The sequence below is a fragment of the Natrinema sp. H-ect1 genome (assembly GCF_041821105.1).
Classification (GTDB): Archaea; Halobacteriota; Halobacteria; order Halobacteriales; family Natrialbaceae; genus Natrinema; species Natrinema thermotolerans.
Genome location: NZ_JBGUBA010000003.1, coordinates 294,652 through 309,976, shown reverse-complemented (window position 1 = coordinate 309,976; position 15,325 = coordinate 294,652). Strand labels below are relative to the sequence as shown.

Annotated in this window: 11 protein-coding genes and 1 tRNA gene; 6 read left to right on the top strand and 6 right to left on the bottom strand. The window is 61.2% G+C overall.

Annotated elements, in window-relative coordinates:
• Position 1 precedes the first annotated feature (1 nt).
• Complete coding sequence (locus ACERIM_RS09900; protein WP_373632371.1) at positions 2–2,350, bottom strand: methyl-accepting chemotaxis protein; 2,349 nt, start codon at positions 2,348–2,350, stop codon at positions 2–4.
• A 142-nt stretch (positions 2,351–2,492) separates the two neighbouring features.
• On the opposite strand from ACERIM_RS09900, the gene ACERIM_RS09895 reads away from it, so the two are divergent.
• Both ACERIM_RS09895 and ACERIM_RS09890 read left to right on the top strand, forming a co-directional pair.
• The gene (locus ACERIM_RS09895) at positions 2,493–4,559 is read left to right on the top strand and encodes a DEAD/DEAH box helicase (RefSeq protein ID WP_006649754.1); all 2,067 of its coding nucleotides are present in this window, start codon (positions 2,493–2,495) and stop codon (positions 4,557–4,559) included.
• A 110-nt stretch (positions 4,560–4,669) separates the two neighbouring features.
• A complete protein-coding gene (locus tag ACERIM_RS09890) occupies positions 4,670–5,362 on the top strand; it encodes a hypothetical protein (RefSeq protein ID WP_006649753.1) in 693 nt (230 codons plus the stop codon).
• Here ACERIM_RS09890 and ACERIM_RS09885 read toward each other — a convergent pair whose 3' ends face one another.
• Positions 5,363–5,614, bottom strand: coding sequence for a pro-sigmaK processing inhibitor BofA family protein (locus tag ACERIM_RS09885; RefSeq protein ID WP_006182897.1), 252 nt, complete (start codon positions 5,612–5,614; stop codon positions 5,363–5,365).
• A gap of 82 nt (positions 5,615–5,696) precedes the next feature.
• On the opposite strand from ACERIM_RS09885, the gene ACERIM_RS09880 reads away from it, so the two are divergent.
• A tRNA-Pro gene (locus ACERIM_RS09880) sits at positions 5,697–5,769 on the top strand.
• A gap of 440 nt (positions 5,770–6,209) precedes the next feature.
• Here ACERIM_RS09880 and ACERIM_RS09875 read toward each other — a convergent pair.
• Both ACERIM_RS09875 and ACERIM_RS09870 read right to left on the bottom strand, forming a co-directional pair.
• Positions 6,210–6,620: a helix-turn-helix domain-containing protein gene (locus ACERIM_RS09875; RefSeq protein ID WP_084813283.1), complete on the bottom strand. Its 411-nt coding sequence runs from the start codon at positions 6,618–6,620 to the stop codon at positions 6,210–6,212.
• A 387-nt stretch (positions 6,621–7,007) separates the two neighbouring features.
• Complete coding sequence (locus tag ACERIM_RS09870) at positions 7,008–7,685, bottom strand: hypothetical protein (protein ID WP_172704512.1); 678 nt, start codon at positions 7,683–7,685, stop codon at positions 7,008–7,010.
• A 729-nt stretch (positions 7,686–8,414) separates the two neighbouring features.
• On the opposite strand from ACERIM_RS09870, the gene ACERIM_RS09865 reads away from it, so the two are divergent.
• Complete coding sequence (locus ACERIM_RS09865) at positions 8,415–8,555, top strand: hypothetical protein (RefSeq protein ID WP_157557362.1); 141 nt, start codon at positions 8,415–8,417, stop codon at positions 8,553–8,555.
• A gap of 936 nt (positions 8,556–9,491) precedes the next feature.
• Here the strand turns inward: ACERIM_RS09865 and ACERIM_RS09860 are convergent.
• The gene (locus tag ACERIM_RS09860; RefSeq protein ID WP_006182904.1) at positions 9,492–9,668 is read right to left on the bottom strand and encodes a hypothetical protein; all 177 of its coding nucleotides are present in this window, start codon (positions 9,666–9,668) and stop codon (positions 9,492–9,494) included.
• A gap of 243 nt (positions 9,669–9,911) precedes the next feature.
• Between ACERIM_RS09860 and ACERIM_RS09855 the strand changes: the two genes are divergently transcribed.
• Positions 9,912–10,559: a DUF502 domain-containing protein gene (locus ACERIM_RS09855; protein ID WP_006648279.1), complete on the top strand. Its 648-nt coding sequence runs from the start codon at positions 9,912–9,914 to the stop codon at positions 10,557–10,559.
• Between the two features lie 86 nt (positions 10,560–10,645).
• Positions 10,646–14,164, top strand: coding sequence for an LAGLIDADG family homing endonuclease (locus ACERIM_RS09850; RefSeq protein WP_373632368.1), 3,519 nt, complete (start codon positions 10,646–10,648; stop codon positions 14,162–14,164).
• Positions 14,165–14,254: 90 nt separating this feature from the next.
• Here ACERIM_RS09850 and ACERIM_RS09845 read toward each other — a convergent pair whose 3' ends face one another.
• Positions 14,255–15,181 carry a transcription initiation factor IIB family protein gene (locus tag ACERIM_RS09845; protein WP_015299249.1) on the bottom strand — a complete coding sequence of 309 codons (927 nt, stop codon included), beginning with the start codon at positions 15,179–15,181 and terminating at the stop codon, positions 14,255–14,257.
• Positions 15,182–15,325 lie beyond the last annotated feature (144 nt).

Sequence of the window (15,325 nt, the reverse complement as noted above, 5' to 3'; positions counted from 1 at the left end):
GCTACCGCGCCTCGAGCCAGTCGAACGGCCGCTTGGCCGACGATTCGTCCGCGACCCCGCGCTCGTCGGCGTCCGGGTCGGCCGCGTAATCGTCGACCGCCGGCGGTTCGCCCTCGGTCCCGCTCGAAACGATGTCCGCCGGCTCGGCGTCGACCTCGAAGGTCGACAGCGCGTCCGAGAGTTCCCGCGCACGGTCCGACAGCGATGTTGCGGTCCGGGACACCGCGGCAAGCGACGACGTCTGTTCCTCCGCGGCCGCCGCGACCGTCTCCGCCTCCGCGCTGGTCTCCTCGCTGATCGCCGTCACGTCGTCGGTCATCGAGACGAGCCCCTGGGTCGCGCCGGCCTGTTGCTGGGTCGCCGCCGAGATCTCCTGGACGCCGTCGTTGGTCTCCGCGGCGTAGTCCGAGATCTCCTCGAGCGCTCCGACCGTGGTCTCGACCGCTTCCCGGTGGTCAGCGATCCGGTCGTCGGTCTCGCGGACGACGGCCGCGACCGCTTCGGTCCGGCGGCTGACCCGCTCGAGGCGCTCCTCGACGTCTTCGGCGGCTTCCTGGGTGTCCGCAGCGAGTGACTTGACCTGATCGGCGACGGCCGTGAACTCCGCGTCGTCGGAACTCGAGCGGGCGGCCTCGATGCTCGCGTTGAGTGCCAGCAGGTTCGTCTCCTGGGTGACCCCGCCGATGAACTCGAGGAGGTCGTCGATCGCCTCGATCTCCGCTTCGAGGCGGTCGACCTCGGTGACGGCCGCGTCGGCCTCGTCCTCGATGGCGTTCATCCCCTCGATGGCGCGGCGAGCGGCCCGGCGGGCGTCGGTACTCGTGGTCGCGGTCCGTTCCGCGAGGGTGGCGACCTGCGATGAGGTCGCCGCGATCTCCTCGGTCGTCGTCGACAGCTCGTCGATCTCGGTGCTGATCGACGCGAGCCGGTCGCTCTGGCGCTCGGCCCCGTCGGCGATCTCCTGGACCGACGTCGTCACCTGCTGAGAGGCCGACTGCACCTCGACGACGCCGTCGGCCGTCGACGCGGCCGCGTCGTCGACCGCGTCGGCGAAGGCCCGTGCAGCGGCGACCGTCGCCTCGATGTCGTCCATCATCGCGTTGAACTCGCGGGCGACCGTCGCCATCGCCTCGCTCTCGGTATCGGGCTCGAGCCGCCGCGTGAGATCGCCCTCGGCACAGGCCTGCATCGTCGCGCCGTACTCGTCGGCCGTCCGCTCGAGGTGCCGGGAGAACGTCTCGGACTCCGAACGGGCCCGTTCGGCCTCTGCCCGGGCGGCCTCGGTCTCCTCGAGGCGATCGCGCAGCGATCGGCGCATTCGATCGAGCGAGCGGTGCAGCTCCCCGAGTTCGTCGCTCCGGTCCGACTCGACTGGCTCCGCGAGATCGCCGTCCTCGATCGCAGCCGCGCGGTCGGACAGCGACCGGAGCGATCGGGCCGTCGACCGGCCGACGGTCGCGCCGAGGACGAGCATCCCCCCGAAGGAGACCGCGAGCATCGCGAGGATCCAGTTCGAGATGTCCGACTGCAGCGAGTAGGCCTGCGAGGCCGGCACGCGGGTCGTCAGCGTCCAGTCCGCGTTCCCGAGGTCCGCGTATCCAACGAGCGTCTCGTCGTCCTCGCCCTCGATCGACGTGGTTCCGGCGTCGTCACCGGCACCCGTCGGCGCGACCGTATCGTTTCCGAGCAACAGCGAGCGGTCCTCGGCGAGGACGACCGTCCCGCTCGCGTCGGTGACGACGACCTCGTTCGTGTCGTCGCCCCCGACCATGTACCGGGACAGCGACTCGAGGTCGACGAGCGCCACGAGGGCCCGGTCGGACTCGCCCGGGACCTGACTGATCGCGAGCATCGCCGGTCGCCCGTCGCCCGTCTCGAACGCCTCGGAAAAGACGACCTGCGACCCGTCCGCCGCCGCGTTCGAGAGCCGGTCGGCGACCGCCGGACTGACGGTCCGGTCGTCGTCGACGACCGCGTCCGTCCCGGCGTCGACGTGAACGGTGCCGTCCGACCCGACGTAGTAGGCCCCTTCGACGGCGGACCGGTCGGTCAGGCGGTTGAGCGAATCGGCGATCGCGACCCGGTCGTCGCCGCGAAACGCCGCCGATCTGGGCAGCGATTCCAGCTGCCGTTCAGTCGACTGGAACCAGATGTCGAGCCGATCGGCGTCCTGTTTCGCGTCGCCGACCAGCTGCGATTCGACCTCGGACTCGAGTTCGGTCCCGGTGTGTGCGTAGATACTGCCCCCGAACGCCCCGATCACCACGAGGATGGCGACGAGCGCGGCGAAGAACCGGAGCGCGTAGCTGCGGCGGACTCCCGGCACGGTCTCCCACGAAAGTATCCCCATACAGCGTCGGATTCCGACGCCCCCGATATGTACCTCGCTAAGAATTATATATACGGCTATAGATCGGTCCCGACGGATATGGACGCCATCGCCGTCGCCGCAGTCCGAATCGCTGAAATACCGTCACGGCCTACTCCGTTCCGTGTCGAAGCAGGTCCAGCAGGTCGAAACGATCTTCTGTCACGAGACGGGCGACGACTACCTCGTCGTCGTCGAACGTGACGGCAAACGGCTATTCCGCGCGAAACTCGGACTCTCGGAGACTTCGGCCGGGCCACGCCCCGCGAAGTTCCGGCTGAAACAGGGCTCGAGCGAGGAGCCCCGCCAGCCCGACGAGTTCGTCGAACTGGCCCGCCGAGCCAAGCGGATCCGTATCTCCGAACAGACCTCCGCCGCGGGCCGACAGGACCTGCGGGAGATGCTCGCGGGCTACCAGCTCGAGGACAAGACCAAGACCGTCCGGACCTGTCGGTACTGTGCCGGCGCGGGGCGGTACTCGCCGATCACGACCGACACCGCCGTCAAGGACGACGACGACTGGATCTGTCGCGACTGCGCTCGGCAGGAACTCGAGCGCCAACTGTCCTTTTCCGGCGGTGGCGCGGTCTCGGGTGCCGCAAAGGAACGCCTCGAGGACCTCATGATGGAGGTCCAGGACCTAGAACGGATCGTCAACCTCCTCAAGGGGCGGCTCGATCCCGATCTGACGAAGTTCGATACCATCTCGGCGACGACCGACGAGGTCGACCCCGTCCGGACCGATTCGCTGAACCTGCATCCAGGCCTGCAGAACTTACTCGAGGACCGGTTCGATACCTTGCTACCGGTCCAGAGCCTCTCGGTCGAACACGGTCTCTTTGAGGGCGACGACCAGCTCGTCGTCTCCGCGACGGCGACCGGGAAGACCCTGGTCGGCGAACTGGCCGGCATCAACCGCGTGTTGAACGATAAGGGGACGATGCTCTTTCTCGTGCCCCTCGTGGCGCTGGCAAACCAGAAGTACGAGGACTTTCAGGACGAGTACGGCCACCTCGTCGACGTCTCCATTCGCGTGGGCGCGAGCCGGATCGCCGACGAGGGCGAACGGTTCGATCCCGAGGCCGACGTCATCGTCGGCACCTACGAGGGGATCGACCACGCTCTGCGGACGGGCAAGGAGATGGGCGACATCGGAACCGTCGTCATCGACGAGGTCCACACCCTGAAAGAGGACGACCGGGGCCACCGGCTGGACGGGCTGATCTCCCGACTCAAGTACACCTGCGAGCAGCGCGCGAAGCGCCGCGACGACTACGGCGGCGCGCAGTGGGTCTACCTCTCGGCGACGGTCGGCAACCCCGAACACCTCGCCGAGGTACTCGAGTCGACACTCATCGAGTTCGAAGAGCGGCCGGTCCCGATCGAACGCCACGTCACCTTCGCGGACGGCCAGGAGAAAGTCAGGGTAGAGAACAAACTCGTCAAACGCGAATTCGATACGGAATCGTCGAAGGGGTACCGGGGGCAGACGATCATCTTCACCAACTCCCGGCGGCGCTGTCACGAAATCTCGCGCAAACTCGATTACTCGGCCGCGCCCTACCACGCCGGCTTGGACTACAAACGCCGCAAGGAAGTCGAGCGCAAGTTCGGCGAGCAGGAGCTGTCGGCGGTCGTCACGACCGCCGCGCTCGCAGCCGGTGTCGACTTTCCCGCCTCGCAGGTGGTCTTCGACTCGCTGGCGATGGGCATCGAGTGGCTCTCGGTCCAGGAGTTCCACCAGATGCTCGGACGAGCCGGACGGCCGGACTACCACGACGAGGGGAAAGTGTACGTGCTGGTCGAACCCGACACCGCCTACCACAACTCGATGGAGATGACCGAGGACGAGGTCGCGTTCAAGCTCCTCAAGGGGGAGATGGAGTCCGTGATGACCCACTACGACGAGGCCGCCGCCGTCGAGGAGACCCTCGCGAACGTCGCGGTCGGCGGCAAGGCCGCGAAGTCGCTGAACGACCGCATGCTCGGCGAAGTCCCCACGAAACACGCCATCGGAAAACTGCTCGAGTACGACTTCATCGACGGCTTCGAGCCCACGCCGCTGGGACAGGTCGTCACCGAACACTTCCTCGCGCCCGGACAGGCCTTTACCCTGCTCGACGGCATCCGGAAGGACGCCCACCCCTACGAACTCGTCGCCGACATCGAGTTACGCGACGCAGAGCTGTGACCGTCGACGATCGGTGACGGCGGCCGTGCCCGCGGTCTCGATCCGGCCGGAACCATAAAGAACGAGAGCGCGCAATCGAAGGCCAACGCGGGGATCTCCCCGGCCTTATCATGGATCCGCTTACGCCAGCCGCGATCGAGCCGCCGGCGAACCTCCTGCTCGTCCATCCTGACTGCGACGAGCCCGACGCCTGCGAACAACTGTGTCACGAGGGTGCGGAGACGGCGCGACTCATAGTGACCTTCGGGGACGAGACACCGGAGCCACCGGCCGCGGACGACGTCGATGGCAAGCGAGGCCTGCTCACCATCGGGGACGTGCTGGCCGATTCGGGGACCGAGTCGTCCCCCGACTTCGGCGAGACAGTCGTCACCGACTCGGTCACCGATCCGACCGACCTCTCCGAGATCGGCGTCGCCATCAGTCGGTTCTGCAAGCACTGGTCCGCGGCCGACGAGGATATCGCCGTCTGTTTCGACTCGCTGGACGCACTCCTCCGACATACCTCGCCCGAGGCGGTCTTCCAGTTCGCACACGTCCTCACAAACCGGCTGGCGAACGTCGACGCCTACGCCCACTTTCACTTCGACCCCACCCGTCACGAGGACCGGGTCGTCTCGACGTTCGGAACGATCTTCGACGAGGTCGTCGCCGACGATACCGACGAGTCACTCCCGGAAGCGACCGACGAGGAAGTCGCCGACCTCCTCGCAGAGTGGGAGGACGAGGCAAGCGACGACCTCGAGCCCGCGGCGGACTCGGAGGCCACCGACGAGGAGATCGCGCGAACCCTCAGCCGATAGTCAGACGAACGCGATCTCGAGGACCGACAGGACGATTACGACGATCGAGCCGGGAAGACCGCCGAGGGCGACGATGGCGATGACGACCGGCGTGATCGCGATCGCGAGGCCGAAGACCGCCTGGGCGAGGTACAAGACGACGAGGCCGACGATCGCGTTGACGATGAAGGGGCTGGCCGCTCTGACGAGTTGGGCCGCGACGAGGACGAGTGCAAGGACTGCCACCAACACCAGAATCTCGAGGCCGGTCATAGCGGCGGTATCACGGCAGCCCCCAAAACCGTTCGGACCGTAACGAAACGCTTTATGGCGTTGGGACGGTAGCGGATGGTACGGGATCGTGGGTTAGCTTGGTATACTTCGGGCCTTGGGTGCCCGTGACCCCGGTTCAAATCCGGGCGATCCCATATTGCTGCTGCGAGCAAATCGCGAGCAGCAGCAATTGGAACGAGCCCGGATTCGAACGAGAGAACGGCGAGCGATAGCGAGCCGTTCGCGTGGTTCAAATCCGGGCGATCCCTCCGTTATCGTGAACGATCGGTAAGCGGTGGCTACAAGATCGGATTCTAAGGTTCTGCGCGGAGCGCAGGTTCTCGAGCGTGGCTCGAGTTCCAAATGAGACGCGAGAAGCGTATGCCCTCGAGTGCGACGAGAACGCCTTGGCGGGTGTCGCCAAGGCGACAGCGCCAAAAAATTACAGCATCCTACCCTCACCTTTGCGCGGGATATCTAGGTGAAACACACGAACCCATAGAGATGTATATACTTACCTGTTTTTCTGTAATAATATCTTGAAAATAGCGAGGGAAAGATGGTATTTCGATTACTTAATCAGTGAGACAAGGATCTATTTTGCTCGCCGATACACACCATTCTGGACTTTTGTGAGCTGACCCTTTTCTACAAGTTGCCCGAGTGAGCGACTGATGCTTGATTTTGGACGGTCAATCTGGTCGGCTATTTCAGCAGTAGTAAGCGTTGTTTCCTTAGAACTTCGGAAACAGTCCAGTATTTGTGTCTCAACACGACTCGCCACTTTTTGTAGAAGATCATATTCATATGCAAGCTCTCTCACAGCCTGAAAGTCCATTTGAACGCCGTCTATCCGTTGGCCTTTTATTCCACTTCCACTTCGTAGCTGTGTGTCTTCTATGATACCCCATCTTTCTAGTCGATCAATGTCCTCTGGAGTGAGATTTACCGAGCGGAACTGGAGCGTAGTCTCATTATCAATCCTATAGACCTTGTCTTGTGTCATACTTGAACATCATAATGTACCTGCATATAATTATCGCATTTGTTTTGTCTATTGACCGTATCTGGAAAGAGATTAACGCTATTGTATATCCTCTAAACGGGATACGGAGAGATTGAGCATATAACATAGTTTATTTGATAATTAAGTGTTATTTGTGGATGCCTGGATCAATACTATTCACAACTACGGTAATCTACATAACATACTGGATGATATATTTGATGTTGGCCTATATTACATTGATAGTACTGCAAACATCTGATAGAAGGACTTATGAGCAGAGAGAGGGTACTATGAGATGAGGATGCGGTGCTGGCGGTTAGCGTAACGCGCCGCCGCACCGGTGAGGGCAGTGAGGTAGTAGCTCACAGCCTAATGACATCCGGTTCATTCCGTTTCAACTTCTGTGAGGAGATACTTCCGAACGCTCTCGTCTGTGATTTGGGTTACAATATCCCGATATGGATCTTGTGTAGTTGGTTCGGGATCTTGTGGAATCCCTTTTCCAATTAGCCAACTCAGAATCCGGGATCGAAGGCGGTCTTCTCGAATTGGATCAAATTCGGCTAATTGATAAAATGGGACCGACTCACCTGCTGTCCGAATCCACGATGGGTCAAGCCGATGAATATTTTCGAATGGGAGATCCCCAATAGTGTGATCGTTATCCAACTTCTCGCGTATATACCCTGCAATATAATCTGCCGCATTGGATTGTGGATATGTGCGATCGGCGTCTTGAATAAATGTCAGGTGGACAGGGCAGATCTCATATTGAAAGCTATTATCAAAGTCTGCTGAAATCTGTTTCCGGAGGTGTTTCTCATAATCTGAATACTGGTCTTGTGTCCCATCATGGAGGAGAGCAGCAGGATCAGACTTCCCACTAAAGATATCTTGACCGATAGCGTTGGTTACTGCCTTTTTTGCTGCCATACTTGTAGCAGCGGCCTGTGACTCTATCGTAACTTCCTCTACACATGCAACTGCAGCCCATGTGACTGATGTTTGTTCTAGCGAATCTATGAAATCTTCAACACGGTTCGTTCGTTCATCAAGACACACATCCTCATATCGGACAAGAGACGAGGATTTGTGCTTAAACGGCTTTAGATTACTTTGAATAAGAGATCGGACTAGATCCAGATCTCCACTGCGCTGAGTTCGAACTGCAACACAGACACAAATTCCATCCGTTGATGCCTCATTCCCCGATTCATCAACACCAATCAGGTGCTGGGCACGAATCTGAGTGCCGGTATTGTCATGAATAGAGACAGGACGGAGAGGTGACGGCATTGAGAGTGTAGTGAATATTCGTATACTCCCTTTTAATCATATACGATTTCAGATGCAGAACATCAATGAAAGCTCAAGCCTCCCTGTGGATGTACGTCGACAGAATCCGATCCCCGAATATGCACACGAGTCGCGACATCGCGTGTGCATCTCTCGAGTCGAGCCACCACTCGAGACACTGTTCTATACGACTGGACCACGAGGGCCCGTCGTTGTTGGACTGAAACGGGGCCGTTCAGTGAGTCGAAAGCACGCGAATTTCGGGGGGCGTGTGTACGAGTCTGTGAATCCGAATCAATAGTGACGGCAACGCCGGCGGAACCGGTTCGCGCCTCGCGCGAAGGGCCCTTGCTGGGAGTCCCCGTGGCCGACAGTGCCGAAAATCACAGGGTTCGAGCTACGTCCGCTGTGTCCCAGATGCGCCGGATGACCCCAAGGCGATCCCGGAAACGGATCAACACCACGTTTTTGTCGAAGAGCCGCTGATCGAGTAGTATGGACTCCGAGAGCCTCACGTATATCGTCTCTCTCGTCGTGCTGTTCCTCCTGCTTTGTGCGGCTGTGATCCTGGCGGTAGCGTACGGGGCGGTCGATGTCGTCACCGACTACTACGGGTTGGTGTCGCTCGGGTTCTGATTCTTCGACCGGGCACCGCCGGTGGGAGATCGACCAGCGATAGTAACGACTGAACCGATTTACGCACCGATCGCACAGCCGTCGTGCGATCGGGTGTGCAATGACTTGCAGTGGCTACGATAGTGCGCCGAAAAGCGAGGGCCCGTGTGGACGAGTCCGCGGTCGGAACCGTCGACACGTATCGACAGGAGACCAGTACCAGCGCGGGGACGAGTCGTTCACCGACAGTAAATGAGAGAGGTTTTGTAGGAACGCTTGCAAGATTCGCGTGATCTGCCCCGGTTTGGTACCCATCCGATGGAACCAATCACTCTTGTCCAGAGGTGGGGCAGATCGCCGTACTCTACGGTTACACACCGATCACACAGCCGTCGTGCGGTCGGGTGTGCAATGACTTGCAGTGGCTACTATCGCGGTCACGATACCGAACGGCGGAGTCGCTCGAGCCGGCCGGTAGCGATCGAACGCTCGAGACGGGACCGTCTCGCGGTCTCGAGTGCGACGGCGACCGACGATCACGGTAGGAACAGGAGATGCCGATAGCGGGCGCTTCGATGGGACGGACGAAAACGCAGACGGTTAAACGACCGTGGATGGCGACGTTCCACGGCGGGAACAAGCGGCGTCCAGTGTCAAACCACGAGGGGTGTATGGACAAGCGGTCACAATGGCCACAGTGGGCGGGTCGGTGCTGCATTGGTCGTGTCTGTGTTCGTTGTCATCACCTCACACTACTGTATCGTCCGTTCAATAATAAAGGTTCCCACTAGCGCAATAGATGTAGTCTATGCGGGGAAGAGAAACGAATGTCCATACAGATCAGCTCAGTACGACACTGTTCGATTTCTGGAACACGGACACTGGTGTTTGTGACCAATTAACGCTCGAGGACAGGGGACGGCGACCGACTGCGACGGAACCGACCGACAGACTGGGTCAGTGCGCGACCGTCGCGGGTCGCTCGAGTCGAACGAAACTCCCGTCGCCGCAGACGCAGTCCTCGCTGGTGCCGAGCGGACGGATCGAGTCGTCGCCCGTGATTTCCGCGACGAGGATCACGCCACAGCCCTCACAGCGGACCGCGGCTCGCGTCGGGTCGGAGTGTGTCGACATCGAGTACAACAACGCCCTCCATCGCAATCACTGTCGTTCCAAAATGTGAAGGAGGACCAAAGCGGACCGTCCGCGAGAACGATCAGTTCGAGCCGGCGGCCACGGCCGAGCGCCGACCCACGGAACCGGAGCCCTCAGCGGCCAAACACATGACTGCGGGGGACACACTCCGACCGGAACAGGTCCGTGCTTGATCCGCCCGCAAGCCCAACGGTTTCGGCGTCACCGCAAGTGACAGGACGCATGGCCGATCCTGCCTCGAGCGTCAAGCGGTTGTTCATCAACGGGGTCGTCATCACGATTCCGCTGGTTGCGACGCTACTGGTTGTCTCGGTCGTCCTCAATTTCATTCTCGGGGCCCTCGCACCGGTGATCGCGGGGATCACCTACGTCTGGCCCGACGAGCCGCCGGTGCCGGTGATCCAGTTCGCGACGCTCGCGTCGGTGATCGGGGTCTTCCTGCTAGTCGGACTGGTCGCCGAATACACTCCCGGAACCTACCTCTCCAAGCGGGTCCACGCGACGATGGAGACGATCCCCGGCGTCAGCACCGTCTACGAGAGCGTTCGCCGCGCCAGCAAACTGCTCGTCGAGGACGAATCCGACCAGTTCCAAGACGTGAAACTCGTCGAGTTTCCCCACGAGGGTGCGTACATGCTCGGCTTTCTCACGGCCGAGACACCCCCCATGGTCGAGGCCAGCGCGGGCGAGGACGAGATGGTGACGCTGATGGTCCCGCTCGCGCCCAACCCCGCTACGAACGGCTACGTCATGCACATGCCCGCCGAGAAGGTCCACGAGGTCGACCTGACCGTCGAGGAGGCGTTCCGGTCGATCGCGACGCTCGGCGTGGCCGCCGACAGCCTCGGCGAGGCCAAAGCCGGCGACTGAGCGGCGGCAGGCGACGTGACTGTCCGGAACCAGTTTCGCCCCGGTATACGACCATTTATACCCGATGGCGGCCCTAGCGGTGTGCAATGGCGCAAGCGGGAAACTCCGAACTCGTCGACTCTTTCGAGCAGTTCTTCCGGAACTACTACGACAGCGAGATCAAGCAGCTTGCCCAGCAGTACCCCAACGAGCAGCGGTCGCTGCACGTCGACTGGCAGGACCTCTACCGGTTCGATCCCGATCTTGCCGACGACTTCATCAACCAGCCCGAACAGCTGCAACGATACGCCGAGGAGGCGCTGCGGCTGTACGACCTCCCGATCGACGTGAGCCTCGGGCAGGCCCACGTCCGCGTGCGGAACCTCCCGGAGACGGAGTCGCCCGAGATCCGCGAGATCCGCGCCCGCGATATGAACTCCCTCGTGCAGGTCCACGGCATCGTCCGCAAGGCCACCGACGTCCGCCCGAAGATCGAAGAAGCCGCCTTCGAGTGCCAGCTCTGTGGGACGCTCACTCGCGTCCCCCAGTCCAGCGGCGACTTCCAGGAACCCCACGAATGTCAGGGCTGTGAGCGGCAGGGTCCCTTCCGCGTGAACTTCGACCAGTCCGAGTTCGTCGACTCCCAGAAGCTCCGCGTCCAGGAGAGTCCCGAGGGGCTTCGCGGCGGGGAGACGCCACAAGCACTGGATATCAACATCGAGGACGACATCACCGGCGAGGTCACCCCCGGCGACCACGTCTCCGCGACCGGCGTTCTCCGCCTCGAGCAACAGGGCGACCAACAGGATCCGTCGCCGGTCTTCGACTTCTACATGGAGGGCATGTCCGTCGAGATCGACGAAGAGCAGTTCGAGGACATGGACATCACCGGCGAGGACAAAGAGGAGATCGTCCGTCTCTCGAGTTCCGAGGACATCTACGAGAAGATGGTCGCCTCCATCGCCCCCTCGATCTACGGCTACGACCAGGAGAAGCTCTCGATGATCCTCCAACTGTTCTCCGGCGTCACGAAGCAGTTGCCCGATGGCTCGCGGATCCGGGGCGACCTGCACATGCTTCTCATCGGGGACCCCGGGACGGGTAAGTGCGTCCGCGGCGATACGAAGGTCACGCTCGCAGACGGGCGTGACGTGCCCATCCGCGACCTCGTCGAATCGAACCTCGACGATCCGAAACCGATCGACGACGGCTGGTACGACGAGATCGATATCGACGTCCCCTCCTTGCAAGAAAACGGGGAGATCGATCCACAGCGTGCGACAAAGGTCTGGAAGCGAGAGGCTCCCGACCGGATGTATCGACTCCGGACTGCAGGCGGGCGGGAACTCGAGGTGACACCGTCGCATCCCCTGTTCGTCCAACAGGACGGACGGTTCATGCCGATCGTTGCTGATGAACTCAACGAGGGACAGTTTATCGCAACCCCGCGAAGTGTCGAGACGAACAGCGACGATACCCTTGAGGTTGATTTCCGACGATCCAAGTCCCGAAATGCGGTTCAGCTTGATTTGCCCGAGAAATGGACTCCATCACTGGCACGTCTAATCGGATACATCGTTGCAGAAGGATACGTCGAGCAGCGAGACGATCAGACAGGCTTCGTTTCGATTACGAACAACGATAGAGAAGTGTTAGATGACGCAGCGAATGCACTAGCGGACTTGGGGCTGAATGTTACTGAACGGGACCCGCATGAGTCCAAGGACGCACGCGAACTGCTCTGTTCAGCGGGCGAATTCGTAAGCTTCCTCGACACATTAGCAGAACAGCTTCTACAGTCCTCGGACAATCAATGCGTTCCCGATCCGATTTTCCGGACCACCGAGTCGATCAGATCCGAATTCCTCAAAGCGTTCATCGAAGGAGAAGGGCACGTCTCGGAATCTCAGCGAGAGATAACTGCTGCCTCGACGAGTCGTGAACTCCTCGAAAACGTGAGGACACTGCTTCTCTCACTGGGGATTCGTTCACAGCTTCACGACCGACAGAACGGGAGTTACCGGCTCAGAATAAGCGGCGATGAATTCGAGAAATACGTTTCCAATATCGGGTTCGTAACCCAGCGGAAACAGCGGACCGCGCGACAGTACGCTGACACGGACGGGAACACCAATCTCGACATCATCCCGAATCTCGGAACGGAGCTTCGACGAATTCGTGAAGCGCTCTCGCTCACACAGGCCGAATGTGGGCTCCCCCGGTCGACGTACCAGCATTACGAACGAGGATCACGAAATCCGAGCCGAGACAGTCTCCGACGAATCGTTTCGGCTTTCGAAGATGCGTTACCGAAAAGTGAACATCCGAACGAGGGCGCAGTTCTGACTGACGGAGGAACGGTAGCAAAGGACGTCACTGCTCTCAAGCAGTTCGCCGAAGGCGATATCTGCTGGGAACGGATCGAATCCATCGACGAAGTCGACCCCGATTACGACTGGGTATACGACCTCGAGGTCGGAGGGACGCACAACTACGTTTCGAACGGCATCGTTTCGCACAACTCTCAGATGCTAGCATACATCGAGAACATCGCGCCGCGAGCCGTCTACACCTCCGGGAAGGGTAGCAGTTCGGCGGGTCTCACCGCCGCCGCCGTTCGTGACGACTTCGGCGACGGCCAGCAGTGGAGCCTCGAGGCCGGTGCGCTCGTCCTCGCAGACCAGGGGATCGCCGCCATCGACGAACTCGACAAGATGCGACCGGAAGACCGGTCCGCCATGCACGAGGCCCTCGAGCAACAGAAGATCTCCGTCTCGAAGGCGGGCATCAACGCCACGTTGAAGTCCCGGTGTTCGCTGCTCGGCGCGGCAAACCCCAAGTACGGCCGATTCGATCAGTACGAACCGATCAGCGAGCAGATCGACCTCGAGCCGGCCCTGATTTCGCGGTTCGACCTGATCTTTACCGTGACGGACACGCCCGACGAGGAGAAAGACCGAAATCTCGCGGAACACATCATCACGACCAACTACGCCGGCGAGTTGACCACCCAGCGCGAGGAGATGTCCAGTCTCGAGGTCAGTCAGGGAGAGATCGACGAGATGACCGACCAGGTCGATCCGGAGATCGACGCCGAACTCCTGCGGAAATACATCGCCTACGCCAAGCAGAACTGCCACCCGCGGATGACCGAGGCGGCCCGCAATGCGATCCGGGATTTCTACGTCGATCTGCGCTCGAAAGGGACTGACGAGGACGCCGCGGTGCCGGTCACGGCCCGCAAACTCGAGGCGCTGGTGCGGCTCTCGGAGGCCAGCGCCCGCGTTCGGCTCTCGGATACGGTCGAAGAGGCGGACGCCGAGCGGGTCATCGAGATCGTCCGTTCGTGTCTGCAAGACGTCGGCGTCGATCCCGAGACCGGCGAGTTCGACGCGGACATCGTCGAGGCCGGGACCTCGAAGTCCCAGCGCGACCGGATCAAGAACCTCAAACAGCTCATCGGGGACATCGAAGAGGAATACGACGACGGCGCGCCGGTCGACATCGTCATGGAGCGGGCCGAGGAGATCGGCATGGACCAGTCAAAGGCCGAACACGAGATCGACAAGCTCAAACAGAAAGGCGAGGTCTACGAACCGAGTACGAATACGCTCCGGACGACGTGATCGAGCGGGGCCGCTGAACGGGACGAGAGTGTTTTTACGCGTCGAGCGAGGTGCCACTGCCACTCGGCACCGAGAAACGGTGATTGCCGGTCAGTCCGACGGAGCGGAGACCAGTTCGGCCGACCCGAGTTCCCTGAGATCGACGACGGTCGACCGGATCGTCACCGGTGCGACGTCGGCGACCTCGGCCGCCGTGGCCTGCGTGAGTGTGGGCCAGTCCTCGCGTTCCCCGGCGGCTTTGTAGAGACAGGCCGCCGCAACGCCACTCGGGTTTCGCCCGCCGATCCGTCCCGACTCGAGCAGGGTTTGGACGTGATCGCGGGCGCGTTGCTCGACGGCCGTTCCGACCTCGAGTTTCGAGGCGTATCGGGGCAGGTACTCGGCGGGATCGATCGGCCCGGTCGGGAGCCCGAGTTCGCGGTTCAGCGCGTCGTAGGCGACGGAGAGTTCGTCGCCGTCGGCGCGGGCCGTCTCGGCGATCTCGTCGGTCGTCCGGGCGATCGACCGGGTCCGGCAGGTCGCGTAGATGGCGGCGGCCGCAAACCCCTCGAGCGAGCGGCCCTGGAAGAGCCCCTCGGACTGTGCGGACTCGAAGAGGGCACAGGCCTGCTCTCTGGCCGATTCCGGCAGCGAGAGCGAGGCGGTAATCCGTCTGATTTCGGCGAACCCGTAGACCTGATTCCGTTCGACTTTCGAGGAGATGCGTGCGCGGTTGTGTTCCCTTCGGAGGCGAGCGATCTGTCGACGCTTCCGGCCGGTCAGCCGGGAACTGTATCCCGAATCGGAGCCGGAGCCGTAGCCGATCTCCGTCGACAGTCCACGATCGTGTCTCGAGCGGGTAAGCGGCGCGCCGGTCCGTCGTCGATCGGTGTCCTCGTCCTCGAAGGACCGCCATTCCGGGCCGCGATCGATCGAATCCTCGCCGGAGACGAGTCCGCAGTCCTCACACACGATTTCGGTACCTCTCTGCCGTAATCTGCCATCGCATTCGGGACAGACTGCAGCCGTATCTGCCATCGGTTATTTGTTCTCCCTACAATAGATTGACAACCCCTGATATTTAAAATGTAGGACTGTTTGAATTAAACAGGACAGGGTCAGAGACTGCGTAGCTGAGCCAGCAGCGATGACGACGACGAAGTTGCGGCGTCCTGGGTCGAA

What these genes read in the sequence shown, in the direction of transcription:
- ACERIM_RS09900 (WP_373632371.1), bottom strand. Translation starts at nt 2,350, where the DNA reads ATGGGGATACTTTCGTGGGAGACCGTGCCGGGAGTCCGCCGCAGCTAC.
- ACERIM_RS09890 (WP_006649753.1), top strand. Translation starts at nt 4,670, where the DNA reads ATGGATCCGCTTACGCCAGCCGCGATCGAGCCGCCGGCGAACCTCCTG.
- ACERIM_RS09885 (WP_006182897.1), bottom strand. Translation starts at nt 5,614, where the DNA reads ATGACCGGCCTCGAGATTCTGGTGTTGGTGGCAGTCCTTGCACTCGTC.
- ACERIM_RS09875 (WP_084813283.1), bottom strand. Translation starts at nt 6,620, where the DNA reads ATGACACAAGACAAGGTCTATAGGATTGATAATGAGACTACGCTCCAG.
- ACERIM_RS09865 (WP_157557362.1), top strand. Translation starts at nt 8,415, where the DNA reads ATGGACTCCGAGAGCCTCACGTATATCGTCTCTCTCGTCGTGCTGTTC.
- ACERIM_RS09860 (WP_006182904.1), bottom strand. Translation starts at nt 9,668, where the DNA reads ATGTCGACACACTCCGACCCGACGCGAGCCGCGGTCCGCTGTGAGGGC.
- ACERIM_RS09855 (WP_006648279.1), top strand. Translation starts at nt 9,912, where the DNA reads ATGGCCGATCCTGCCTCGAGCGTCAAGCGGTTGTTCATCAACGGGGTC.
- ACERIM_RS09850 (WP_373632368.1), top strand. Translation starts at nt 10,646, where the DNA reads ATGGCGCAAGCGGGAAACTCCGAACTCGTCGACTCTTTCGAGCAGTTC.
- ACERIM_RS09845 (WP_015299249.1), bottom strand. Translation starts at nt 15,181, where the DNA reads ATGGCAGATACGGCTGCAGTCTGTCCCGAATGCGATGGCAGATTACGG.